This window comes from Wenyingzhuangia fucanilytica (assembly GCF_001697185.1).
GTDB lineage: Bacteria > Bacteroidota > Bacteroidia > Flavobacteriales > Flavobacteriaceae > Wenyingzhuangia > Wenyingzhuangia fucanilytica.
Window position 1 is genome coordinate 3133388 of record NZ_CP014224.1, and the last position, 23963, is coordinate 3157350.

Here is a 23963-nt window from a genome sequence, read left to right on the forward strand (position 1 = left end):
TTATGCTAGTGCTTTTTGTACTAAAGCCAAACCTGATTCTGAAAAAGGTAATTGCAATGCAGCATCATGTCCTTTTTCAGACATTTTAGCCCATGTTTTTTGTACAATATCTATTATTTTTTCCTCACTGTGTTTTTCTGCAAACTCATCAAAATAAAATTCTAAAAACACCAAACAAATTACATCTTCTAAAGCTTGAGTTAGTTCATTTTTCTTTAATTGTTTTTTTAACAACATAAACTGAACCTCATCAATAACCTCTTGATCGTAACCTACAGACGATAAAATTTCTGAAGCTTTTTGAGCGTGTAATTTTTTTAAATCATTTCTCCATGTTAAATACCCAACTCTATCCATAGGATATGTGTCTCTAGGAATTTCCCATCTACAAATATGTTGACATCTTGCTGCTAATTTTAAAGACTCTGGAGCATCAGGCATAAAAATGTCCAAACGCTCAGACATACGAACTCCGTAAATGTATTCTTTAGCATAAGTAATTCCTTGATATTCTTCTTTATTAGGGTCTTGTTTATTGGCTTGATCTATTAAAGAAATGGCTTGATTGAATTTCATTGTTTAATATTTTTATTTTGTAAAGCTAATCATATTGTTTTTATCCGAACAATATAGTTCTTTACCTAGTTTAATAAGATGCTTTTACACAGTAATTAAATGTCTCTTTAAAGAGAGTTTCTATTATTTACACAAAGCTAAAGCCTTTTTAAAATTAAAAAAAGCCAAACCTTAACGATTTAGCTTTTAACATATTTCAAAAAACAAATTCTACCCTTAATTATAAAGCTGTTTCTTACTTTATAACTATTTTTTTTACAGCAGTACCTTGACTACTCTTAAATTTAAGAAAATAAATTCCAGCAGATAAATGTTCTAAAGAAAAAACTTTCTCATTTTCTATTATCGAAGCTTTAGAAGTCAATAACCCATTAGCATTAAAAACCTCTAACACTGTTTCAAAAGCATTTAAAATTGTTATCTGATTTGTGGCAGGATTGGGTGATACTTGAATTTTCCCCAATTCATAATCATCATTAAGACTTAATGTATTTTCAAAACTAAACCAATCTACATTAAACAAATAACCACTTTCTCCTGTAAACACAAAATATACATCTTGATTTCCGGAAACATTTGTAATATTGGTTTGTGCGATTTCCCAATTTCCCCAACCTCCTGTTCCTGCAACATCTAGAGAACCTATTAAAGTTCCTGTGGTACTTCCTAGTCTTACCTCAATAGTCCCTCCGTTAGTTTTACTAGAAGCATTAGCCTTTACAACATTTATGTTAGTTAAATCTATATTGTGATAAGCTACCCAATCTCCATCTTGAATAAAACCAATATTGGCTCCTTCATCTACAATACCATACATATTATCAAAACATTCTGCATTCATATCAGCGGCTGTATTTTCACAACCATCTACATCAACTTTAATGTAAGTATATTCACATCCATCCCAACTATTAACGGTATTTCCTGTACCACTATCCGTAACAACACTACAAGTGGTAGCTTTTGAATTGCTAGCACCTGGCCCAAAATCAATTGCTGCATTACTGTAGTTATAAATTGTAGCTCCTGAAAAAACTGTATCTAACTGATACATTAAATTGCTTCCTAGTTGATGACGAAAAGATCTATAACTACCCAACTGAATAGCCATATCCGAAGGGATATCTACATCATCCTCAGCATGTACAGTAAAGGTTCCTCCTGAAGAACTACCTACACTTTTAGAACCATTATAATATCCGTTTTCCGGCTTCATTAGCGTTACACTCCCCTCTATACCTCCTTCGCTATTAAAGGCAGGTCCATAAGCTGCATCTGCATAACAATTAATCACTTCTCCATTACCAATAGCAAAACCATTTTCATTCCCTATAAGTGTTACATTCTCAACATGCCTATACCCACTTCCTTGAGTAATGGTACATCCTGATCTTGTATTTTTTACGGTTGTATTTAAAACTGTTACATCGTTTGTTCCTCGTTCGTAAGACACTCCATCGATAGTAGTGGTACCAGCATTGTAGGATCGAATTCCTGCTTCGCATAACGCAATCATAAAACCTGGTGGTAATTTATAGCCCCAAGTAGTTATAAATCCTTGTTGATCTCCCAAAGTACCTGTACCTTCTTCTGCAAGAATATCATCTGTAGAACGCATTTCTCCCTCAATATAACAACCATCAATAGTAGGGTGATTGGCTGCTTGCATAAAAACACAATGACCAAAGGCTCTATGAATCATGGTTGTGTTTTTTAAAGTATTATAATCTCCTCTAATTAAAATTCCGCTATGCTTATCTAAAGGAACCAAAGAACCTCCTCCTTTTCCAAAAATATCTCCATAACCATAAGGCAAAGATCCTTTTGCTGTTACATAAAAACCATCAACAACATTATTTTTACCATCAATAGCAATACTTAAAGCTCCTCTTCTTGGATTGTCATGAACATCTCCAACATCGGTTAAAGTTAAATTTTTAAGAGTTGTGTTATTCCCTGAAATACGGATTTCATAAACATCTTTATTTCCAAACTCTCTAAAAACTCCCGTTTCTACATTTATAAACACATCTGTAAAATCGAACACACTATTACTTGCCGTTACAGGAAACAATGTCCAAACAGTACCTGTTCCAATAGTTTCCCATCCTCCATAATTAGAAGCATTACTTGCGGTAATTGTATATGTTCCTGGAGCCAACTTTACAGTAACATTATCATCATCAATATAATTTGATAAACTTTCTAATGAGTGAACTGTAATTTGAGCTTGTGCAAAAATTCCAATTAAAAAAAAGCTTAATAAAAATGTTATAGGCAACTTAAAAGTTTTCATATTTGGGTTGATTAATTCTTAATTAATTTTGCTACTGATTTTTTTCCAGATTTATTGATTTCAACAAAGTACAATCCTGATGATAAATCACTAATATCTATTTCAGTATCTCTTTTAATTGACTCTTTTGTAATGAGAAGGCTCCCGCTGACATCATAAATTTTTATTTCAGAAGTTGATGCCACATCAATTCTAAAAACATCACTAACAGGATTGGGATGTACTAAAAAATTTGGAGAAAGAACCACAGGTATTTCATCGCTTAAAATAGAAATATTAGCCTCACAATCGTTGTAGTTATAGTTACCATATAACATTTGACTTCTTAGCGTATAAATGGCTTTAGACACTTTTTTTACAGAAGCTCCTAATTCCTGATACAAATTGTAATCTTTATCATACAAACCTTTGTTAGAACCATCAGTTGGTTTGTCTAAATATCTAAACCAGTGAAAACCTACGCTTCCTTTGTTACGTAAAAGTTTCAACATCCAATTCTCAAACCAACTCGCTCTGTCAGACTGTGTAGCAACATCCCAACCAGCTCCATCAGCATTTTCCATAGGAGTATCTAATCCTTTTACATAAAACTCAGTAATTAAAAATGGTTTACCAGACTCCTCTAACCACATATCCATATATTCCTCTTCGGGCTGAGCGCTACCATAATAATTTACAGAAATAATGTCTATATATTTTCCAGCGGCTTCAAACATTTTAGGCATGTATTTTACTCCTGAATGAAAACGTGTTCCTAACAACATATGATTTGGATCTACAGCCTTAAAAGCTTCTGAAACAATTCTAAAATAAGTTTCCCCTACATAGCCCTGATAGTCTAGTTTATCATCTTCTGTGATGTTTGAGGTAGTATAGTTTACACCATATTTGTCAATCATCCAAGTATTGGCTGCTTGATATTGTGCATTGGATGTTTCTAAACTTAGACTTAATGACAATTGATCTTTATGAAATAATAATTCATTATCTAAAAAATACCCTAAAACCCAAGGATCATTTAAATAAGGCTGTAACTCCGTTTGTGCTAATTGGTTACAAAAACTTTGAAAAGTAGGTTCAAAAACAGGAAGTATATCTAAATTATAAACCTCTTTAATTTCATTTGATGAATTTTTAAAATTAGACATCACATTAAACCTAGGAGTATAAGCCACGTTTTTAATACTTTCATCAGACCAAGATCCCATAGTGTTTAAACCTAAACTTTTAAGTTCTTCAGGTTGTGACAAACCACCATTATCAACCGTATTTAAACCTGCGCTGTAAAAAACATTCCCTGATGGATCAATAATATGCCAAGTATTATCACAATCTTTTTCGGTTCTAAAAAAACCAGTAGCCTCAAATGTTCCGTTTTCCCAACCTCCATAATTATTTACTTCATCTTCTTGAACATGATTTTTTAAAACATCACCAGTAATTTCACCTTTAGACACCATATCTATGGTAACAGTATCATGTACATCAAACAACGGAATTTCATAAGCCTTGTTAGTATAAAACTGCAATTCGGGTCTATTCTCTGTACTTTCGCTAGAAGCAAATCCCATAGCAGAGTTTATTAAACTATTGGTAAATAATTTAAAGGCGATAACGGAATTATTAGAATTTAACTGATTTAAAACGTATTCTGTAACATCAATATAATAGGCCTCTCCTCTTTTTACTCCTCCATAAGCAAAAGTAAATTCTTGGGAAGGCAATGAATTTAAAGTAATATAATTATCAAACTCTGGGTTGATTCCTACCAAACTTACATTTCCTCTATCTCCCTCTACTTGTACTAATTTTAACAAAACTTGTTGGTAAGTAGTAGGCACCTCTGAAAGATTTGAAAACTGTAAAACTGCGAGTCTATCATTATTCCCCGAAACAGAATGCTTTAATTTAATAACGGTTTCCGAAGAATAACTTTGATTAGGGTTTGAAAAATGTACATAAGAATCTACAGTAGGATGCTGTACTGATTCCTGAGAAAAAGAAAACACAGTCTGTAGAAACATTATAATTATTAAATAGTTTTTGCTTTTCATTTTTTTTATTAAATCCTATGGAACAACTCTTTAGCCTTAACGTTTTACCTTTTTTTTAACATCCTAGTAAATAAAATCTAGTTTTATTTTTATGAAATTTTATCCATATTCAAATTAAACGACAACAAAAACAATAATCTATTACTTATAATTCAATCAGTATCATTTATCGCTCATAATGAGCTTAAAACAAATTCAGTATAAATTTATTACGTGTTTATTGAGAATCTTGGAGCAATCCTCGTTGCTTTTGGCTATTTATAAACAAAACCAAATGATATATATCCGTAATAATACGTATTTTTAAAAATTACGTAGATTTTCTTGTGTAATTACGTATTTTCGTTGTAGTTTTACGTATCATATAATTAAGTATCTGATTTATCAACAATTATCACTAAAATGAGCCAAATAAACATTTTATTAGTAGACGACCACTTACTTGTGCGAAATGGTTTAAGATCACTTTTAGAAAGTGAACCTAACTTTACCGTAGTTGGTGAAGGAACTAACGGTCAAGAGGGTGTTGATATGACGATAAAATTAAATCCTGATATTTTAATTATTGATGTTCGTATGCCTGTAATGAATGGTATTGATGCCGTAGCAAAACTTAGTGAGCTTGGGACCAACACAAAATCTATCATTCTATCTATGCACGACTCCGAGGAGTATATTTTAAAAGCTATTTCTGCTGGAGCTAGCGGTTACTTATTAAAAGACACCAATAAAGACGAGTTTGTTAAGGCTATTACCAACGTTTATAACGGAGGAAAATACTTTAGCGGAGATACTACGGATGCTATTGTAAAAAGCTTAATAAGTGGAGCAAGCACTGCCAAAGTAACTCCATTTAACAGTAACTCCGAAGCTTCTAAATTGACTAGAAAAGAGTCTGAAATTTTAGAATTTATTCTTAACGGATTTACCAATCTTGAGATTGCCGACAAATTAGGAAAAAGCAAACGTACCATTGAAACACATCGATTTAATTTGATGAAAAAATTAGATGTTAAGAACTTGGTAGAATTGTCTAAAAAAGCTCAAGAATTAGGTTTTCAATAAATCTTTTTTAAATCTATATTTTATTTAACTTTAGCAAAAAAGAAATTGATTTGCTATGTTAGAAAAAGTTTACGCAGCCTCCTTTTTGGGGGTTGATGCTACTATTATTACCATTGAGGTAAATATTGATAGTGGTATAGGTTATCATTTAGTAGGATTACCAGACAATGCTGTTAAAGAAAGTAATTTTAGAATTCACGCTGCTTTAAAAAACAACAACCTACATTTTCCAGGGAAAAAAATCACCATAAATATGGCTCCTGCCGATATGCGCAAAGAAGGAACCGCTTATGATATTTCTTTAGCCATTGGAATTTTAGCTGCCTCAAAACAAATAAACAACACCAAGTTAAAAGACTTTATTATTATGGGAGAACTTTCTTTAGACGGAAGTTTACAACCCATAAAAGGAGTATTACCCATAGCTATTGAAGCTAAAAACCAAGGCTTTAAAGGAATAGTACTTCCTACAGAAAATGCCAAAGAAGCTGCTTTGATTGATGACTTTGAAGTTTATGGATTACAAAACATTAGTGAAGTCATTGATTTTTTAGACGATAACAAAACTTTTGAACCCTTACTTTTTGACACCCAAAAATATCTAAACGAAATTGAAAACAAATTTTCTTTTGACTTTATGGATGTTAAAGGACAAGAATCTGTTAAACGTGCTTTAGAAATTGCCGCATCAGGCGGACATAATATTTTACTAATTGTCCCACCAGGATCTGGAAAAACCATGCTTGCCAAAAGATTGCCAAGTATATTACCCTCTATGTCTTTACAAGAAGCTATTGAGACTACTAAAATTCACTCCGTAGCTGGTAACACCAAAAACAAAGAAGGTTTAATTTTAGAACGTCCTTTTAGGTCTCCCCACCACACGGTTTCTGATGTAGCATTAGTAGGAGGAGGACAATATCCACAACCAGGAGAAATATCCTTGGCACATAACGGAGTTTTGTTTTTAGATGAATTACCAGAATTTAAAAGAAGTGTTTTAGAAGTAATGAGACAGCCTTTAGAAGATAGAGAGGTTACCATTTCTAGAGCTAAGTTTACCATTACCTACCCTAGTAGTTTTATGTTAATTGCGAGTATGAATCCATCACCTAGTGGAGATTTTATTAATGATGATAGCAAAATTCAGTCTTCATCATTAGAAGTAAAAAAATACCTCAACAAAATATCAGGTCCTTTATTAGATAGAATTGATTTGCATATAGAAGTAAATCCTGTTCCATTTGAAAAACTAAGTAATGAAATTCCTGCTGAACCTAGCAAATCCATCAAAAAAAGGGTTCAGCAAGCTAGAAACATTCAAACAAAAAGATACGAGAAAGAAAACAACATACATTACAACGCGCAAATGGATGTAAAGCATATTAAAAAATATTGTAAACTAAATCCAGACACTAAAAACTTACTAAAAAAAGCCATGGAATCTTTAAATCTATCCGCACGAGCTTATGATAGAATTTTAAAAGTAAGTAGAACTATTGCAGATTTAGACAATTCAGAAAACATTGAATCGCATCACATTGCCGAAGCCATTCAATACAGAAGTTTAGATAGAGAGCATTGGATTTAAGCTTTGCTCTTTTTTCTTTTTAAATAAACATTATAAATTAAACTAACCATAATTAACAAGACTCCTAAAAGCGTCCATAAATTATAGGTTTCTTTATACCAAAAGGTACCAATTAAAATCATAAAAACTACCTCTAAATATTTTAAAGGTGCTATTACATTGGTTTCATAAGATTGAAATGCTTTGGTTAAATACAACTGTCCTACATATCCAAAAACTCCTAAACTTAATAAAAGTAACCATTCCACTGCATTTGGATTTCTCCAATGATTGATACACATCAATCCACCAAAAACAAATGCCATCACCATAAAATAATTAATGATAACTAATGAGTTTTCTGAATCGCCAATTTTACGAATCAACACAAAAATAATTCCTAAAAAAATAGCGGATAGTATGGCTAAAATTAAACCAATAGAATTTACATCTACCCCAAAACCTTTAATAATTAACACTCCTAAAAAGGCAATTAAAAATAAAAACCACTGTATAGGTTTTACCTTTTCTTTTAAAAATAAAAGGGCAAAAATTGCAGCAAAAATAGGAGAAGTATATCTTAAAGAAACCGCAGTTCCTAAAGACAAATAATTTAAAGACTGAAAAAAACACGTTAGTGAAATAACACCAGCAACACCTCTAAGAATCAACCATTTTTTTCGAGTTCCCAAAATTGGAATTTTATGTTTAATGATTAATGGAATTGTAAAACACAAAGTTCCAATAGATCTAAAAAAAACAATTTGGTATGCGCTAAAATCATTTAAATACTTTACTCCAGTATTCATTAAAGAAAATGCAATAACACTAAAAATCATGTAAAAAATTGATTTTGAGCCTTTCATAAAAATTGTTTTAGCATTTAAAAGATTAAGAGGCTGTAAAAATAGTATTTATAAAACTTTAGAGAACTAAATACCTCTTTAATATCACAATAAGTTTTACCAAATTACTCAGTTCATTTTTTAGAACTACAAAAGCACTGAATTACAACACATTGCACAAAAATAATAATGCGTAACGCTTAAATATAAAATTCTAGAGGCAACAAACATCTTGACAAATCCAATCCTTTTTATTAATTTAGGAAGAACCAATCCGATTTAAAAACCTTAAAATATATTGTTATGCTGCCATTTAGAACCGAAATAAGAAACAGTCCAAAGTGTCAAACATTAAAAGTTTATATGAACGATACTGCCTGTGATCAAGAATGTAAAGAGTTGTTAGAAAACATAAGTGGAATAGAATCTATAGAAATACAAGAATCTATTAGCAGGAACAGAGTGGAGGAAAATTTAACCATTTACATTAAGGATGATGCAGATGTAAACAGAGTACAAAAATTAGTTGAGAACAAATTAGATCAGCATTTTGCTTTTGACTAAACTAGCTTATACTACAGCATAAAAAAAGCGTCCTAAAAATTAGGACGCTTTTGTTTTTATAAGATATTCTTAGAATTATTTGTAAACTTCTTTTACAAAATCTTCGTAAGTAACTTCTTTTTCATCAAAAGAAATTTTCTCTTTGTACAAGTCTAACAATTTGTTGCTAATTAATTGAGTTTGTAATCTCTTAGCCTCATCTTGGTTTTGTAATACACGCATTGCGATATCTTCTAACTCTTTATCTTCTGGATTCATTTGTCCAAATTGAGCCATTTGTTGTCTGATAAATCCGATTGCGTAATCTTTTAATTCTTGGAAATCAACTTTTACATCGTTATCAGCCATTATCTTACCTTCAATTAATTGGTAACGTAAACCTTTTTCAGATTTTTCGTATTCTGCAGCAGCCTCTTCATCAGTTAAAGGCTTTTCTCCTGCAGTTCCTAACCACTTAATTAAAAACTCTTTTGGTAAATCAAAAGAAGTGTTTTCTATTAAGTTTTCAGTAATTGCGTTTAATAAATGCTGATCTGCTTGTTGAGCAAATTGCCCTTCAGCATCTTCTTTAATTTTATTTCTTAATTCTGTAACAGAAGAAACAACTCCTTCTCCAAAAATCTTATCAAAAAACTCTTGATCTAATTCAGAAGGCTCAGTATAACTAATTTCTTCAATTTTAAAAGTTAAAGGAATTGCCAAATCAGCAACATCTTCTACTTTTAATCCTAAAGACGCAGCTAATTTAGTGTCTTCGTTAAATAAGTTTTTAGATTTTAATTCTAAAACATCACCAACTTTAGATCCTACAAATTTCTTTGTATTTAACTTTCCTTTGATATCTTCAATTGTTAAAGAAGCTTTAGTTTCAATTCCTTCTTCTTCATTTGCAAATACTCCAGCAATTGTTGAATTTTCAGCAACTTCTTCTTGAGTAATTACATTTCCAAAACGGTTTTGTAAGTTTTCTACTTCTTTATCAATCAACTCATCATTAGCAATGATGTTGTATTTTTTAATCTTTCCTTTGGTTAAATCTACATTGATTTCAGGAGCCAAACCTAACTCAAATTCAAAAGAGAAGTTTTCAGCATCCCAGTTAAATTCTCCATCCATTTTTGGTAATGGATTTCCTAAAATATCTAATTTTTCTTCAGCTAAAAAGTTATTTAAAGACTCTTGTAACAACTTGTTAACCTCGTCTACCATTACTGATTTTCCGTACTGCTTTTTCACCAATCCCATTGGCACTTGTCCTTGTCTAAAACCAGGTACACTTGCCTTTTTACGATAATCTTTTAATACAGAAGCAACTTTTTCTTGATAATCCTCTGCTGTAATATCAACTTTAACTACTGCATTTAATGCATCGATATTCTCTTTAGTAATGTTCATTTGACTATTTTTATTTAAAATCTCTAAAAAATTGGGTGCAAAAATACGCTTTTTTTGTTAAGCTACAAAAAGGTATAATTAATTCATGCTCAATTGATTTAATTCTCTTTATACTTATTTTATAAAGGCAATCAACTTGTTATAAAATTCAACTGGATTTTCTGCATGTAACCAATGCCCTGCATTTGATACTGTATCTATTTTTGCTTTTTCAAAATGTGCTGTAATTAAGGCAAAATCATCATCTAAAATATAGTCTGATTTTTGACCTCTTAAAAATAATACTTCTCCATCATAAGTAGTATATGCCGGTAAAGCCTCTCCTACTTCTGGGTTATTATCTGTTAAACTTTGTAGGTTAAAACGAAAAGCCATTTCGGTTTTTGTTTTTCTGTATACATTTTTTAACAAAAATTGTCTAACTCCTTCTTCTGGAATTGTTTGTTTTAAAATATCATCAACCTCGGTTCTTAACTTTAATTGAGAAAAATCTACACTATTTAATGCATCAATAATTGTATGATGATGTGGTACGTAAAATTTTGGGGCTATATCGGCCACAATCAATTTTTCTACCAACTCTGGATATTCCACAGCAAACAACATGGCTGTTTTTCCGCCCATGGAATGACCTAAAACAATGGCTTTTTCAATATTCTTATCTTCAAAATAATGTTTTAAATCTTGTACCATCAACTCATAACTAAAGTCATCAGCATGAAAACTACGTCCGTGGTTACGTTGATCTACCATGTGGACTTCAAAATCTTCTGATAATTTATTGGCATGAGATTTCCAATTGTCTCCCATTCCAAAGTACCCGTGAAGAATAATTAACGGAAAACCTGATCCTACAATATTTGAATGTAAAACTTCCATTTAATGTATGTCTTGTAATTTATATAAATACATGTTTACAACATTTTGCAAACCGTAATACAATGCTTCTGATATTAAAGCGTGCCCAATAGAAACCTCATCTAACTCAGGAATATTTTTAGCAAAAAAATTGATGTTTTTTAAACTTAAATCATGACCTGCATTTACTCCCATTCCTAATTGCTTAGCCAATTTAGCAGCCTCGGCATACTCGGTAATCACTCCAGTATTTCCTTTTCCGTATTCTACTGCAAATTTTTCTGTATACAACTCTACTCTATCTGCTCCTGTAGTTGCGGCAGCTTCAATCAACGCAGGATTTCCTGTATCAATAAAAATGGATGTTCTAATCCCCGCTTCTTTAAATTCTGCAATTACATCTTTTAAAAAAGATTGATGAGTAATGGTATCCCAACCAGCATCAGAAGTAATATTATCATCTCCATCTGGCACCAATGTAACTTGTTCTGGATTTACATCTAACACCAATTTTTTAAACTTTGGAATAGGATTTCCTTCAATATTTAGCTCTGTGCTAACAATTTCTTTTAAGTCAAAAGCATCTTGATAACGAATATGACGTTCATCTGGTCTTGGGTGAATGGTAATTCCTTGCCCTCCAAATTCTTCAATATCCTTTGCTACCTGTACCAAGTTAGGCACATCACCCCCTCTTGAATTTCTTAACGTAGCTATTTTATTAACATTTACGCTTAATACCGCCATATTCTGTATTTTTATGAATGCAAAAATATTCAAAATAGAACGAACAATTAACAATTTTCATTAATTTGAACTTTATGGAACTTATCAACTACATATCAAAGGACAAAATATCGGTGAATAATCAAAAAACCATAGAAAAAATTCTACAGATTTTTAGCACTATTCCCTACTCTCATATTCCAGTAGTTCAAAACAAAAAGCTAGTGGCTGTTATCTCTAAAGAAGATTTAAATACCGTAGACAACAAAAAACAAAAGCTTGCAGAATTGGAATATTTATACGAATTCTTTTTTGCCAAACAAGAAGACACCTTGCTAGAAGTTTTCTCTAATTTTGCTGTAAACAACACCAATTTACTGCCAATTACTGATGCTGAAAACAATTATATTGGGTATTTAGACCTTAATGACACCTTAGATTGTTTTGCCGATACCGAATTTTTAAGCACAGAAGGAAATATTTTGTTACTACAAAAAAACAGTCACGAATACTCAATGTCTGAAATTTGTCAGATTGTAGAATCAAATAAAAATACTGTTTTAGGATGTTTTATTACAGAAAAAACCGAAGATCAAACACAGATTACACTAAAAGTTAAGCCCATCAATATTAACGAATTGGTACAATCTTTTAGAAGGTATGATTATAGTATTATCAACACCCTAACAGAAGATTCCTATTTAGAAAGCTTAAAAAAACGCTCAGAATACTTTATTAAATATTTAAACATCTAAATTCGCAGCACTAAAAAGTTTTACTATGAAAAAAGTAGCCATTTTTGGACAAGTATATAAAGATGCCGATGAAGTTTATGTTTCTACGTTAATTAACGTTTTAAACAAAGCTAAGACCGATGTTTATATCAATAAAGATTTTGCCGATTCTATTAAAAACACAGGACTAAAATTTGTAGATCACCTAGACACTTATGATGGTGAATCTGGGCTTGATTCAACTTTTGATGCCCTAATTACTTTAGGAGGTGATGGAACTATTCTTAGAGCTTTTAATCAGATAAAAGATTTAAACATTCCTATTTTAGGAATCAATTTAGGAAGATTAGGATTTTTAGCTACAGTTCAAAAAACAGAAATAAGCAAAGCCATCAAAGAATTCTTAAAAGGAGAATATATTGTTGATGAACGAGTAATGTTAAAAGTTACTAGTAACGAAAACGGACCCGAATTTACTAGTTTAGGATATGCCTTAAATGATTTAACTATTGCTAAAAAAGACACCAACTCTATGATTGGTGTTGATGCTTATTTAAATAACGAATACCTAACCACTTATTGGGCTGATGGTTTAATTGTTTCAACCCCAACTGGTTCTACAGGATATTCTTTAAGCTGCCAAGGCCCTGTAATTATGCCTAACACTAATAATTTTTTAATTACGCCTGTTGCTCCCCACAACTTAAATGCTAGACCTATTGTTATTTCTGACAATACTGAAATTAAATTAAAAGTTTTACGAAGAGAAGATCAGTTTTTAGCCTCCTTAGACGCTAGAGTAAGTACCATTGATGTAGAAACTGAAATTATTGTAACCAAGGCCAATTTTACAGCAAAAATCATCCTTTTAAAAAACCATACGTTTATCAACACGCTTAGAGATAAACTTTTATGGGGCTACGATACAAGAAATAAATCTGTTAACAAACAATAAAACATTAGTATTATTGGTTATTACATCAACATTTAATCTACGTTTAATTATATTTGCGCTGTTTTTATGATGAATATGAGAAAGTTAGTGTGTATTCTTACTTTTTTAATTGCCAACATTGGCTTTTCTCAGGTTTACGAAGCTGGTCTTACGTACAACCTTGGGAATGTTATGGGTGAACGTAATGATGCATTTCCCATTACATCATCGTATAAAAACTGGGGAGTTGTGATTAAAAAAAACATGAACCCTAGAATTGCATATAGGTTGGCTATTAATTTAATGGAAAGTCATAATACCCAACTAGCAGAACTTTCTGGAGGAATAGATTTTAATTTCACAAAATACAACCTAATTAGAACAGGAAACATAAAAAAAAGTACTGGTTACCTTATTTTTGAAGCCGCTACTATGTTTTACAACACTGGTGGAGATACTAAATTTTCGATTGCACTTCCTATGGGAATAGGATATAAGCACGCCATTACAAAACGCATTGTGTGCTCCATGGAGGCCAAAGCAAGAGTTTCTTTTTCTGATACTTTAGATAAAATTACAACAAATAAAAGCACTTTGGATGCTTATTACTATATTGGGGCCTCAATATATTATACATTTGGATGGCCTAGAGGTAGTAAAAACCAAATAAGATTTTAATGAGTTTAGTAGAAAACATCAAAAAAAATAAAGTTCCTAAGCATATCGCTATCATTATGGATGGTAATGGGCGTTGGGCTAAGAAAAAAGGGATGGCCAGAATTTTTGGTCACAGAAACGCTCTTACGGCTGTAAGAGAATCTGTTATTGGTGCTTCTGAAGTTGGTACAGAGGCTATTTCTTTATACGCTTTCTCTACCGAAAACTGGAATAGACCAAAATTAGAAGTTGATGCTTTAATGAGTTTATTAATTCATTCTCTAAAAAAAGAATTACCCGATTTTCAAAAAAACAATGTAAAAGTTAATGCCATTGGTAGATTAGGTGATTTACCTAAAAAAGCTCAAGAAACTCTTAATGAAGTTATTGATGCTACCAAAACAAATAATAAAATAACTTTAACCTTTTGTTTAAGCTACGGAAGTAGAGAAGAAATAAACACTTGTGTTAAAAAGATTGCAGAAGAAGTTAAAAAGGGAAATTTAAACCCTGAAGACATTACCGAAGACCTAATCCAACAAAACTTATATACTCACAATCTTCCAGACGTAGATTTAATGATTCGTACTAGTGGAGAACAAAGATTAAGCAACTATCTTCTGTGGCAATTGGCATATGCTGAATTATATTTTACTGAAACACTTTGGCCTGATTTTAGAAGGGAAGATTTGTTCAAAGCAGTAGAAACATATCAAAACAGAGAAAGAAGGTTTGGAAAAACCAGTGAACAATTAGAAGGAGAACATGAACAAACTATTTAAAAACTACTTTTTTACATTTATAATTTTCATCACAAATCTTGTATGTGCTCAAGAAGAAAGCAAAAAAGATTTATCTGCAAAAGAAAATACATCAACAACTGAATTAAATGTAAAATCAAACAATACTTTTTCTGATTCTAACCAACCAGACTTTAGCACTACAAAAAATTACCTTTTAGGAGGAATAACTGTAACAGGTACAAATGCTTTTTCCGAAGCATCTGTAATCTCATATTCTGGACTTAAAACAGGGCAAGAAATAAAAATCCCTGGTGATAAGTTAACTAGTGCTATTAAAAAACTACATAATTCTGATAGATTTAGTGATGTTGAAGTTTATGTAACCAAAATGGAGGGTAATACAATTTATTTAGAAATTGCTATTAAAGAATTACCTCAATTAAACGAAATTAAATTTATAGGTGTTAGTAAGTCTAAAGAAAAAACCTTTAAAAAAGATACTGGTTTTACAACTGGTAAAATGCTAACAGAAAACCTAATTACTTCTACCGAAAATTACATCAAACAATTTTATATAGACAAAGGTTATTTAAAAACCAAGGTTAATATTTCTACTACAGAAAATCCTACTAATGCCAATCAAAAAAATGCAACCGTATTTATCGACAAAGGTAAATTGGTAAAAATTAAAGATATTGACATTACAGGAAACGAACAATTAGACGATAAAAGTGTTAGAAAAGCACTTAAAGATACCAAAAGAAAATTTTGGGGTAGATTTTGGAAACGCTCTAAATACGTAGAAGAAAACTACAACGAAGACAAGAAAAAATTAATTGAAAAATACCGCCGTAAAGGATTCCGTGATGCAAGAATTGTTTCTGACAGTATTACATGGAATGAAGGTAAAAAAACAATTGATTTACATTTAAATATAGAAGAAGGAAACAAATACTTTTATAAAGAAATTAAATTCTTAGGAAACAAATCATACAAAAGCGAAGACCTTCAAAGAATTTTAAGAATAGAAAAAGGTGATGTTTACGATTCTAAAACTTTAGAAGAACGTGTTAATGGTGATGGAACACCAGACTCTGATGACATCTCTACTTTATATCAAAACAACGGATACTTATTCTCTCAAATAAACCTTGTTGAAACTAAGGTTGAAAACGATTCTATTACTGTTGAAGTTAGAATACACGAAGACGACCCTGCTACCATTAGTCATGTTTCTGTTATTGGAAACGATAAAACCAATGACCATGTAATTTATAGAGAATTACGCACAAGACCCGGAGATTTATACAGTAAAGACAACATTATTCGTTCTATTAGAGAATTAGGACAGATGGGATTCTTTGATGCCGAAAATATTACTCCAGACTTACAACCTAATTATGCTGATAAAACAGTAGGAATTGAATATAGCCTTACTGAAAAAGGATCTAGTCAAATAGAATTACAAGGAGGATATGGTAGTGGATCATTTATTGGTACATTAGGATTATCATTTAACAATTTCTCACTTCGTAATATTTTCAAAAAAGACGAATACAAACCTTTACCATTAGGGGATGGACAACAATTATCTTTAAGATTACAAGCAAGTAGATTCTCTACCACCAATAGTTTGTCTTTTACAGAACCATGGTTAGGAGGAAAAAAACCAAGATCTTTTAGTTTCTCTATTTACAATACAAAACAATACGGATATGGTTCTTCATATTACGATGTTGATAAAAGTCAGAAGCTAAACATTTTTGGAGCTTCTATAGGGATTGGGGAACGTTTAAAATGGCCAGATGATTATTTTTCTATCTCTAACACTATTAGTTACAGAAGATATACCGTAAACCAATTTAATTTTGGTAGTGCATTAGATTTTGATAATGGAACAGGAGTTTCTAACAACTTATCATATAACGTTACTTTACAACGTAACTCTGCAGGACCAAGTTTAATCTTTCCAACCTACGGATCTACGTTTAGTGTAGAAGGTAAATTTACCCCTCCATTTTCTTTATTCTCTAAAAAAGAATACAACACTAATAACGAAAGATTTAAATGGTTAGAATACTATAAAATTAATTTAAAAGCCAAATGGTATACTGCTTTGGTTGATAAATTTGTTTTAATGACCAATGTTCAATTTGGATACTTAGGAAACTACAACGATAAATTAGGAGAAATTCCTTTTGAAAGATATTTTGTTGGAGGTGATGGTATGAACACTAACAGTTTTGATGGTAGAGAAGTTATTGGACTAAGAGGATATCCTAACAGTTCATTATCTAACTTTGGAGGAAACACTACTTCATCATCACAATTTGTAGGAGCAACTGTATATGATAAGTTTTCTATGGAAGTTCGCTACCCTATTACTTTAAATCCATCTGCATCTATCTACGCTTTAGGATTTGTAGAAGCAGGTAATGCATATATCAATTTTAGCGATTTTAACCCTTTTGATGTAAAAAAATCTGCAGGATTAGGAATTCGTATATTTATGCCAGCATTTGGATTATTAGGTATTGATTTTGGACACGGATTTGATAACGTTCCAGGTGAAAATGAAAAATCAGGTTGGCAAACTCATTTCATCATTGGACAACAATTTTAAAAATGGCATGATTATTTCTAACAACATATATAAGTTCATTCAAAAAATATTTTTATTTTCACTTTTCTTTGGATTTAATGCCCATGCACAACAACAACTTCAAAGAATTGGTTTTGTTGACATAGAATACGTATTGAGTAAAATACCTTCTTATGCAGAGGCTCAATCTAAATTAGATTCAGAAACCACTACATGGAAAAAAAACTTAGATAAGATGTATCTTGAGTTAAGCACCATGAAAGAAGAGTTTCTTAACGAAAAGCCTTTGTTAACAGAGGATTTAATCAAAGAAAGAGAGCTTGAAATAAAAACTTATGAAAATGAAATTACTAAAGTAGAAAATACTTATTTTGGTACCGAAGGAAAATTATTTGAACTAAGAAAACAATTAGTAACCCCTTACCAAGATTTAGTTTACAACGCAGTTCAAACAATTGCCGAGCTTAGAAAATATGACATGATTTTTGAGAAATCTTCATCAATAGTGATGTTATATACCAATAATAATTACGATATTAGCGAGCTTGTATTGAAATACATACAAAAATCTAAAAAAGAAATCGAAGAAGAAGAAGCTGCTATTAAAAGAGAAATTGCTAGAAAAGCAAGAGAAAAGAGAATAGAAGAACAAAGGAAAAAACGAGAAGAAGATAGACTCAAAAGAGAAGAAGAACGAAAAAAACGAAACGATTAAACAATTAACCAAAATGAAACAAGTAAAGACTACATTTTTAATTGCAATTATAGCTTTAGGATTCACTCAATTTGCTAACGCACAAAAAATTGCTCACATCAATTTAGACGAGGTTGTAGCTTCTATGCCAGAAGCTAAATCAATGCAAGCTGATATGGAAAAATTAGGTAAAACCTATGAATCTGAAATCAAATCTGCATCAACAGCTTTAAAAGCAAAGTTTGATAAATATACTGCTGAAGAAAAATCAAAAACTCCAGAAGAAAATCAACAAAGAGCTATTGAAGTACAACAAGAGCAAGCTAAAATTCAACAATTACAACAAGCTGCATCTCAAGAATTACAAAATAAGCAAAACGAAATGTTAGAGCCTATTGTAAAAAAAGCTCAAGACGCTATCAAAGCTTATGCTAAAGAAAAAGGTATTCAATATATCTTAGATGCAAGAACATTAATTTATGCTGAAGGTGAAGATATTTCAGGAGCAATTAAAACTAGATTAGGGATTAAATAAGCCCTTTTCTTACTAAAAAGAATTACAAAGCGCTATTATATTGTATATAATAGCGCTTTTATTTTAGGTTTTTTTATAGATTTGTATTACCCCAAATAAATACAATGAAAAAACTAACAACCCTTGCTGTTTTTATAATAGCCTCATTATTATGCAAAAACGCCTTAGCTCAAGGTAGTGCAGCCCAACCCAATATTTTATTTATCGCTATTGATGATTTAAAACCTACCTTAGGTTGTTATGGTGATACTTATGCACAAACCCCAGAAATAGATGCCATTGCTGCAAACGGAACAGTATTCTTAAACAATCAAACTCAATGGTCTGTTTGTGGACCTTCAAGATCTAGTTTACTTACTGGAAAAAGACCTGACTACACTAAAGTTTGGAATTTATCTACACTTATCAGAGACATCCATCCAGATATTGTAACCTTGCCACAATATTTTAAATCAAAAGGATATAATGTAACTGGTGCTGGAAAAATATACGACACTAGATCTGTAGATTCTGATTCTGACGCCATTTCATGGTCAACACCTTTTAAAAAACCTAGTCAATTAGACTACCCTAGTGCTTGGGGACAACCGGCTTGGGGACATTATCAAACAACAGAAGTAAAAAACAATATTGCTGCATACGAAAGTAGTGAAAATGGTACTTCTGCTGCACAAAGTGTTTATAAACCTATTTATGAAATTGGTGTAGATGATAATGGAAATAGCATTCCCGATAATGCTTATAACGATGGAGCTATGGCAGACCACGCCATCAACTTAATTGATGATTTTGTTGCTGAACCAACAAAACCGTTTTTCTTAGCAGCCGGATTTAAAAACCCACACCTGCCTTTAACTTGTCCTAAAAAATATTATGATTTATACGACAAAAACAATGCTCCTTTAGCAACATATACAGGAAGAGGAACAGATATTCCATCGTTGGCTTTATCTGGATCTAATGAATTTACCACCTATCCTACACCTGGTTTATCCATCACAAAAGAATCTGATGATAGTTATACTATTTCCGAAGCAGATCAAAAAACAATTATCCATGCCTACTATGCCAATGTGAGCTATGTTGATGCTCAAATAGGTAGAATTATGGATAAGTTAGAAGAAGAAGGATTAAAAGACAAAACTATTGTTATTATTTGGTCTGATCATGGGTTTCATTTAGGAGATCATAGCATGTGGGCCAAACATACCAATATGGAAAATGCTACGGTATCTCCTATGATTATATATAATCCTTTTGCTCCATCAGGAAACACTACCAATACACCTACAGAGTTGTTAGACATTTACCCAACACTTTGTGATTTAACCAATCAGCCAATCCCGTCGGACATGGATGGAGTTAGCTTAAAACCTTTATTAACTAATCCTACAACGGCTTTAAAAGATTTTGCTGTATCACAATTTAAGAGCAATAATAAATATGGATATTCTTTTAAAAATGAAAGATATCGATATACAGTTTGGTTAAACAATGGAGTTCTTGCAACCGACAAACCTACTAGTGCTGATTATTTTACTCAAGAACTATACGATTATGATGTTGACCCAAATGAGACAACTAACTACTTTAACAATCCATCATATAGTGCAGTGCAATCTGATTTGGTAACCAAAGCTCAAAATTATTTTGACAATGGTGCCGGAATTAATGATGGAACTACAACAAGTAATGTTGATGTTGTTTTAAACGGAGATTTTGAAGATACTCCTTTTGACAGCAATTGGTCCTTTTCTAACAACGGAGGAAGTGTAGCTAGCTTTACTGATGCAGCAGCAGATGCATACAATGGTAACTCAGGTGCTAAAATTGTAGTATCAACTGCAGGAACAGGATACAACAACGTAAGATTGCAGAATGAAAAATACACTAGTGATTTAACTGATAAAACTATTACGGTAACCGTAAATTCAAAAAGTGTTCTAGGTAGCGAAGAATTTAAAATAAGAATGTATCACCATACAGATGGTGTTAATAACTACCCAACATCAGATGTATTTGTACCAACAACAGATACCTACAAGCCTTATCAATACGTATTTGAAGTACCAGACAATACAACAGAAGTAAGAGTAGATTTATTACTTGGAACACAAGTAGGAACCTATTTCTTTGATGATATTACTACAACTGTTCAAGACTCAGGAGATTTATCAAGTAAAAGAATATCAAACAAAAACATTGTTGAAGTTTACCCAATTCCTGCTCAAAATGAAATCACTATTAATTCCCCAAAAAACATTCAAGGAGTTTCTATTTATAATGTTTATGGGCAATTAATACACCAACAAGGAAAAATCATCAATAACAAAATTGACTTAACTAATATTGGCAACGGAATCTATTTCCTTAAAATAGATTTTGACGATAAAACATTTACAAGTCAAAAAATAATGATTTCTAAATAAATAAAAAGCTCCTTAATTGGAGCTTTTTTTTATGCTATGTTTTGTCGAGATTTGTACTTATACATATAAACGCATGAAAGAAAATCCTATTGGTGTTTTTGACTCTGGAGTGGGTGGTACCTCTATTTGGAAAGAAATCGTTCATCGATTACCTTATGAAAATACCATTTACTTAGCCGATAGTAAAAATGCTCCATACGGTAATAAATCTAAACAAGAGATTATAGACATCTGTCTTAAAAACGCTAAAATTCTTATTGATAAGGGAGCTAAAATAATTGTGGTAGCTTGCAACACTGCTACAACTAATGCTATTGATGTTTTAAGGGCTACTTTTAACATTCCTTTTATTGGTATAGAACCAGCCATTAAACCCGCTGCACTTGCAACGCAAACCAAAGCCGTTGGTATTTTAGCTACTAAAGGAACTTTAAGTAGTGATTTGTTTCATAAAACCGCAAGTGAATTTGCCGCAAACATTTCTGTTATTGAACAAGAAGGAACAGGACTGGTTCCTTTAATAGAGAATAATTTGATAGATTCTTTAGAAATGGAAATCCTTTTGCAAAAATATTTAAAACCAATGATGACTCAGCATATAGATTATTTGGTACTAGGATGTTCTCATTACCCATACTTAATTCCTAAAATCAAAGAAATTATAGGTAATCATGTTACCATTATAGACTCTGGATTTGCTGTTGCTAAACAAACAGAAAAAATACTCTCCGAAAAAGAATTACTAAATAGCAATCATAAAAATGGAGAGCATTATTTAATGAGTAATAGTAATACCAATACTTTAAAACATCTTATTAAAGAAATCAATCATATTAATGTTCAACAAGTTGACTTTTAATCTTTATACCAACCTGCATATTTAACATAGGCATCAGCAATTCTATTAACTTCTCCTTTTAACAATTCTTCGCTTAAATCTTTAATTTTTTTAGCAGGAGTCCCAGCGTATACACTTCCAGACTTTACAATAGTTCCTTTGGTTACTACAGCACCGGCTGCTATAATACAATTAGATTCTAATACACAGTCATCCATCACTATGGCTCCCATCCCTATCAACACATTATCATGTATAGTGCAACCATGTACTATGGCATTGTGCCCAACAGAAACTGAATTCCCAATAGTTGTTGGCGATTTTTGATAGGTTGCATGTACTACAGCTCCATCTTGAATATTTACTTTGTTGCCCATGGTAATTCTATGTACATCTCCCCTAATCACAGCATTGTACCAAACACTACAATCATCACTCATTGTTACCTCTCCTACAACAACACAATTTTCTGCCAAAAAACAATTTTGTCCAAATTGAGGTTTATTTCCGTTTAATTCTTTGATAATCATCTTTAAAGTTTTAATCAAAAATAATATAATTGTAATATTGCAAAAAAGATTCGCCGTGTCAATTCCAACACATCAAAAAATAATCGCCGTAGATTTTGATGGAACCATTGTAAAAGATGAGTATCCTAAAATTGGTGCACCCCAATTATTCGCTTTTGAAACTTTAAAAAAACTTCAAGAAAGTGGTTATAGATTAATTCTTTGGACCTTAAGAGAAGGAAAATCATTAGACGAAGCTGTTGCTTTTTGTAAAAAACAGGGGATTGAATTCTATGCTGTTAATAAAAACTATCCCGAAGAAGTTGTAAACGATAAAGCCATTCGTAAGCTCCATGCTGATATTTTTATTGATGATAGAAATGTCGGGGGATTTATTGGTTGGGGAAGAATTTATCAACTTTTCTTTAATGATGAATTACAAATAAATACAAACAAAAAGAAAGGCTTCCTAGGTTTCTTTAAATAAATATTATCTTTGCATTCCATAAAACAGGACTATGATTACCATTAAAACCCTTGAAGAAATTGAATTGATGCGTGAAAGTGCGCTAATAGTTTCTAAAACTTTAGGAATGCTTGCCAAAGAAGTAAAACCAGGAGTAACCACTCTTGAGTTAGATAAAATGGCAGAAACTTTTATTAGAGATCATGGGGCAGAACCTGGGTTTTTAGGGTTATATGATTTTCCTAATACTTTATGTATGAGTCCTAACGAACAAGTGGTACATGGTATTCCAAACAACACTCCTTTGGTTGAGGGGGATATTATTTCTATTGACTGTGGGGCTTTAAAAAATGGATTTTATGGAGACCACGCCTATACTTTTGAAGTAGGTGAAGTTGCTCCAGAAATAAAAAGATTATTAGAAATTACCAAACAAAGTTTATATGTTGGTATTGAACAGTTCAAAGCTGGAAACAGAGTTGGAGATGTTGGTTATGCCATACAAAAATATACCGAAGACAACGGATATGGAGTAGTAAGAGAATTGGTTGGTCACGGATTAGGAAGAGAAATGCACGAAGATCCTCAAATGCCAAACTATGGTAAACGAGGAAGAGGTAAAAAATTTGTTGATGGAATGGTAGTTGCCATAGAACCTATGACCAATTTAGGAACTAAAGACATTGTTCAATTAAATGATGGTTGGAGTATTTTAACCAAAGATGGAAAAGCTTCGGCTCATTTTGAACACGACGTTGCCATTGTTAACGGAAAACCAGAAATACTTTCTACTTTTAAATATGTTAATGATGCCTTAGGTATTGTTACTGATGTTGAAGACAAGTATAGAGCAAAGCCTTATGGCGCTTAATT

General features: G+C 31.7%; 22 protein-coding genes. 14 read left to right on the forward strand and 8 right to left on the reverse strand.

Features of this window, described 5'->3' with window-relative positions:
* The 3 genes from AXE80_RS12925 to AXE80_RS12935 all read right to left on the reverse strand — a co-directional run bounded on the left by AXE80_RS12925 (window position 1) and on the right by AXE80_RS12935 (window position 4896).
* Window positions 1–576, reverse strand: a complete 576-nt coding sequence (locus AXE80_RS12925; protein WP_068828032.1) for a DUF4202 domain-containing protein — start codon at window positions 574–576, stop codon at window positions 1–3.
* Window positions 577–811: 235 nt separating this feature from the next.
* Window positions 812–2872, reverse strand: a complete 2061-nt coding sequence (locus AXE80_RS12930) for a carbohydrate-binding protein (protein ID WP_068828034.1) — start codon at window positions 2870–2872, stop codon at window positions 812–814.
* An 11-nt stretch (window positions 2873–2883) separates the two neighbouring features.
* On the reverse strand, window positions 2884–4896 hold the full coding sequence (locus tag AXE80_RS12935; RefSeq protein ID WP_169816825.1) for a T9SS type A sorting domain-containing protein: 2013 nt from the start codon (window positions 4894–4896) through the stop codon (window positions 2884–2886).
* 432 nt (window positions 4897–5328) lie between these two features.
* Between AXE80_RS12935 and AXE80_RS12940 the strand changes: the two genes are divergently transcribed.
* Window positions 5329–5991: a response regulator transcription factor gene (locus AXE80_RS12940; RefSeq protein WP_068828038.1), complete on the forward strand. Its 663-nt coding sequence runs from the start codon at window positions 5329–5331 to the stop codon at window positions 5989–5991.
* 55 nt (window positions 5992–6046) lie between these two features.
* Window positions 6047–7582 (forward strand): YifB family Mg chelatase-like AAA ATPase, encoded by a 1536-nt coding sequence (locus AXE80_RS12945; RefSeq protein ID WP_068828040.1) that lies wholly within the window; start codon window positions 6047–6049, stop codon window positions 7580–7582.
* On the opposite strand, the gene AXE80_RS12950 is transcribed toward AXE80_RS12945, so the two are convergent.
* On the reverse strand, window positions 7579–8427 hold the full coding sequence (locus AXE80_RS12950; protein ID WP_237340612.1) for a DMT family transporter: 849 nt from the start codon (window positions 8425–8427) through the stop codon (window positions 7579–7581). The genes AXE80_RS12945 and AXE80_RS12950 overlap by 4 nt on opposite strands.
* A gap of 342 nt (window positions 8428–8769) precedes the next feature.
* Between AXE80_RS12950 and AXE80_RS12955 the strand changes: the two genes are divergently transcribed.
* Complete coding sequence (locus AXE80_RS12955; RefSeq protein WP_157359408.1) at window positions 8770–8970, forward strand: hypothetical protein; 201 nt, start codon at window positions 8770–8772, stop codon at window positions 8968–8970.
* A gap of 75 nt (window positions 8971–9045) precedes the next feature.
* Here the strand turns inward: AXE80_RS12955 and tig are convergent, their stop codons facing one another.
* The 3 genes from tig to AXE80_RS12970 form a co-directional block, all read right to left on the reverse strand.
* Complete coding sequence (gene tig / locus AXE80_RS12960) at window positions 9046–10365, reverse strand: trigger factor (RefSeq protein WP_068828046.1); 1320 nt, start codon at window positions 10363–10365, stop codon at window positions 9046–9048.
* Window positions 10366–10479: 114 nt separating this feature from the next.
* Window positions 10480–11244: an alpha/beta fold hydrolase gene (locus AXE80_RS12965; RefSeq protein ID WP_068828048.1), complete on the reverse strand. Its 765-nt coding sequence runs from the start codon at window positions 11242–11244 to the stop codon at window positions 10480–10482.
* The gene (locus tag AXE80_RS12970; RefSeq protein ID WP_068828050.1) at window positions 11245–11970 is read right to left on the reverse strand and encodes a pyridoxine 5'-phosphate synthase; all 726 of its coding nucleotides are present in this window, start codon (window positions 11968–11970) and stop codon (window positions 11245–11247) included. It lies immediately after the preceding gene.
* A 74-nt stretch (window positions 11971–12044) separates the two neighbouring features.
* Here AXE80_RS12970 and AXE80_RS12975 point away from each other — a divergent pair, with 74 nt between their 5' ends.
* The 9 genes from AXE80_RS12975 to murI all read left to right on the forward strand — a co-directional run bounded on the left by AXE80_RS12975 (window position 12045) and on the right by murI (window position 22136).
* Entirely contained in the window at window positions 12045–12704 is a 660-nt protein-coding gene (locus AXE80_RS12975; RefSeq protein WP_068828053.1) for a CBS domain-containing protein, read from the forward strand.
* Between the two features lie 25 nt (window positions 12705–12729).
* Window positions 12730–13638: an NAD kinase gene (locus AXE80_RS12980; protein WP_068828055.1), complete on the forward strand. Its 909-nt coding sequence runs from the start codon at window positions 12730–12732 to the stop codon at window positions 13636–13638.
* Between the two features lie 75 nt (window positions 13639–13713).
* Window positions 13714–14295, forward strand: a complete 582-nt coding sequence (locus tag AXE80_RS12985) for a DUF6089 family protein (protein WP_068828057.1) — start codon at window positions 13714–13716, stop codon at window positions 14293–14295.
* The gene (locus AXE80_RS12990) at window positions 14295–15056 is read left to right on the forward strand and encodes an isoprenyl transferase (protein WP_068828058.1); all 762 of its coding nucleotides are present in this window, start codon (window positions 14295–14297) and stop codon (window positions 15054–15056) included. Before AXE80_RS12985 ends, AXE80_RS12990 begins: the two co-directional genes overlap by 1 nt.
* Entirely contained in the window at window positions 15040–17640 is a 2601-nt protein-coding gene (gene bamA, locus AXE80_RS12995; protein ID WP_083194675.1) for an outer membrane protein assembly factor BamA, read from the forward strand. Before AXE80_RS12990 ends, bamA begins: the two co-directional genes overlap by 17 nt.
* Window positions 17641–17647: 7 nt before the next feature.
* Window positions 17648–18334, forward strand: a complete 687-nt coding sequence (locus AXE80_RS13000) for an OmpH/Skp family outer membrane protein (RefSeq protein ID WP_237340613.1) — start codon at window positions 17648–17650, stop codon at window positions 18332–18334.
* A gap of 13 nt (window positions 18335–18347) precedes the next feature.
* Window positions 18348–18848 (forward strand): OmpH/Skp family outer membrane protein, encoded by a 501-nt coding sequence (locus AXE80_RS13005; protein ID WP_068828060.1) that lies wholly within the window; start codon window positions 18348–18350, stop codon window positions 18846–18848.
* Between the two features lie 104 nt (window positions 18849–18952).
* Window positions 18953–21277 carry a sulfatase-like hydrolase/transferase gene (locus AXE80_RS13010; RefSeq protein ID WP_068828063.1) on the forward strand — a complete coding sequence of 775 codons (2325 nt, stop codon included), beginning with the start codon at window positions 18953–18955 and terminating at the stop codon, window positions 21275–21277.
* A gap of 73 nt (window positions 21278–21350) precedes the next feature.
* Entirely contained in the window at window positions 21351–22136 is a 786-nt protein-coding gene (murI, locus tag AXE80_RS13015; protein ID WP_068828066.1) for a glutamate racemase, read from the forward strand.
* Here murI and AXE80_RS13020 read toward each other — a convergent pair.
* The gene (locus tag AXE80_RS13020; RefSeq protein WP_068828069.1) at window positions 22133–22645 is read right to left on the reverse strand and encodes a gamma carbonic anhydrase family protein; all 513 of its coding nucleotides are present in this window, start codon (window positions 22643–22645) and stop codon (window positions 22133–22135) included. The genes murI and AXE80_RS13020 overlap by 4 nt on opposite strands.
* 55 nt (window positions 22646–22700) lie before the next feature.
* On the opposite strand from AXE80_RS13020, the gene AXE80_RS13025 reads away from it, so the two are divergent.
* Window positions 22701–23111 (forward strand): BT0820 family HAD-type phosphatase, encoded by a 411-nt coding sequence (locus tag AXE80_RS13025; RefSeq protein ID WP_068828918.1) that lies wholly within the window; start codon window positions 22701–22703, stop codon window positions 23109–23111.
* A gap of 31 nt (window positions 23112–23142) precedes the next feature.
* Window positions 23143–23961: a type I methionyl aminopeptidase gene (gene map, locus AXE80_RS13030; protein WP_068828071.1), complete on the forward strand. Its 819-nt coding sequence runs from the start codon at window positions 23143–23145 to the stop codon at window positions 23959–23961.
* Window positions 23962–23963: the final 2 nt, after the last annotated feature.

What these genes read in the sequence shown, in the direction of transcription:
- AXE80_RS13005 (WP_068828060.1), top strand. Translation starts at nt 18,348, where the DNA reads ATGAAACAAGTAAAGACTACATTTTTAATTGCAATTATAGCTTTAGGA.
- AXE80_RS12965 (WP_068828048.1), bottom strand. Translation starts at nt 11,244, where the DNA reads ATGGAAGTTTTACATTCAAATATTGTAGGATCAGGTTTTCCGTTAATT.
- AXE80_RS12925 (WP_068828032.1), bottom strand. Translation starts at nt 576, where the DNA reads ATGAAATTCAATCAAGCCATTTCTTTAATAGATCAAGCCAATAAACAA.
- AXE80_RS12935 (WP_169816825.1), bottom strand. Translation starts at nt 4,896, where the DNA reads ATGTTTCTACAGACTGTGTTTTCTTTTTCTCAGGAATCAGTACAGCAT.
- AXE80_RS12930 (WP_068828034.1), bottom strand. Translation starts at nt 2,872, where the DNA reads ATGAAAACTTTTAAGTTGCCTATAACATTTTTATTAAGCTTTTTTTTA.
- AXE80_RS12980 (WP_068828055.1), top strand. Translation starts at nt 12,730, where the DNA reads ATGAAAAAAGTAGCCATTTTTGGACAAGTATATAAAGATGCCGATGAA.
- AXE80_RS12985 (WP_068828057.1), top strand. Translation starts at nt 13,714, where the DNA reads ATGAGAAAGTTAGTGTGTATTCTTACTTTTTTAATTGCCAACATTGGC.
- tig (WP_068828046.1), bottom strand. Translation starts at nt 10,365, where the DNA reads ATGAACATTACTAAAGAGAATATCGATGCATTAAATGCAGTAGTTAAA.
- AXE80_RS12945 (WP_068828040.1), top strand. Translation starts at nt 6,047, where the DNA reads ATGTTAGAAAAAGTTTACGCAGCCTCCTTTTTGGGGGTTGATGCTACT.
- AXE80_RS12975 (WP_068828053.1), top strand. Translation starts at nt 12,045, where the DNA reads ATGGAACTTATCAACTACATATCAAAGGACAAAATATCGGTGAATAAT.
- AXE80_RS12940 (WP_068828038.1), top strand. Translation starts at nt 5,329, where the DNA reads ATGAGCCAAATAAACATTTTATTAGTAGACGACCACTTACTTGTGCGA.
- AXE80_RS12970 (WP_068828050.1), bottom strand. Translation starts at nt 11,970, where the DNA reads ATGGCGGTATTAAGCGTAAATGTTAATAAAATAGCTACGTTAAGAAAT.
- AXE80_RS12950 (WP_237340612.1), bottom strand. Translation starts at nt 8,427, where the DNA reads ATGAAAGGCTCAAAATCAATTTTTTACATGATTTTTAGTGTTATTGCA.
- AXE80_RS13020 (WP_068828069.1), bottom strand. Translation starts at nt 22,645, where the DNA reads ATGATTATCAAAGAATTAAACGGAAATAAACCTCAATTTGGACAAAAT.
- AXE80_RS13010 (WP_068828063.1), top strand. Translation starts at nt 18,953, where the DNA reads ATGAAAAAACTAACAACCCTTGCTGTTTTTATAATAGCCTCATTATTA.
- bamA (WP_083194675.1), top strand. Translation starts at nt 15,040, where the DNA reads ATGAACAAACTATTTAAAAACTACTTTTTTACATTTATAATTTTCATC.
- AXE80_RS12955 (WP_157359408.1), top strand. Translation starts at nt 8,770, where the DNA reads ATGAACGATACTGCCTGTGATCAAGAATGTAAAGAGTTGTTAGAAAAC.
- map (WP_068828071.1), top strand. Translation starts at nt 23,143, where the DNA reads ATGATTACCATTAAAACCCTTGAAGAAATTGAATTGATGCGTGAAAGT.
- AXE80_RS12990 (WP_068828058.1), top strand. Translation starts at nt 14,295, where the DNA reads ATGAGTTTAGTAGAAAACATCAAAAAAAATAAAGTTCCTAAGCATATC.
- AXE80_RS13000 (WP_237340613.1), top strand. Translation starts at nt 17,648, where the DNA reads ATGATTATTTCTAACAACATATATAAGTTCATTCAAAAAATATTTTTA.
- murI (WP_068828066.1), top strand. Translation starts at nt 21,351, where the DNA reads ATGAAAGAAAATCCTATTGGTGTTTTTGACTCTGGAGTGGGTGGTACC.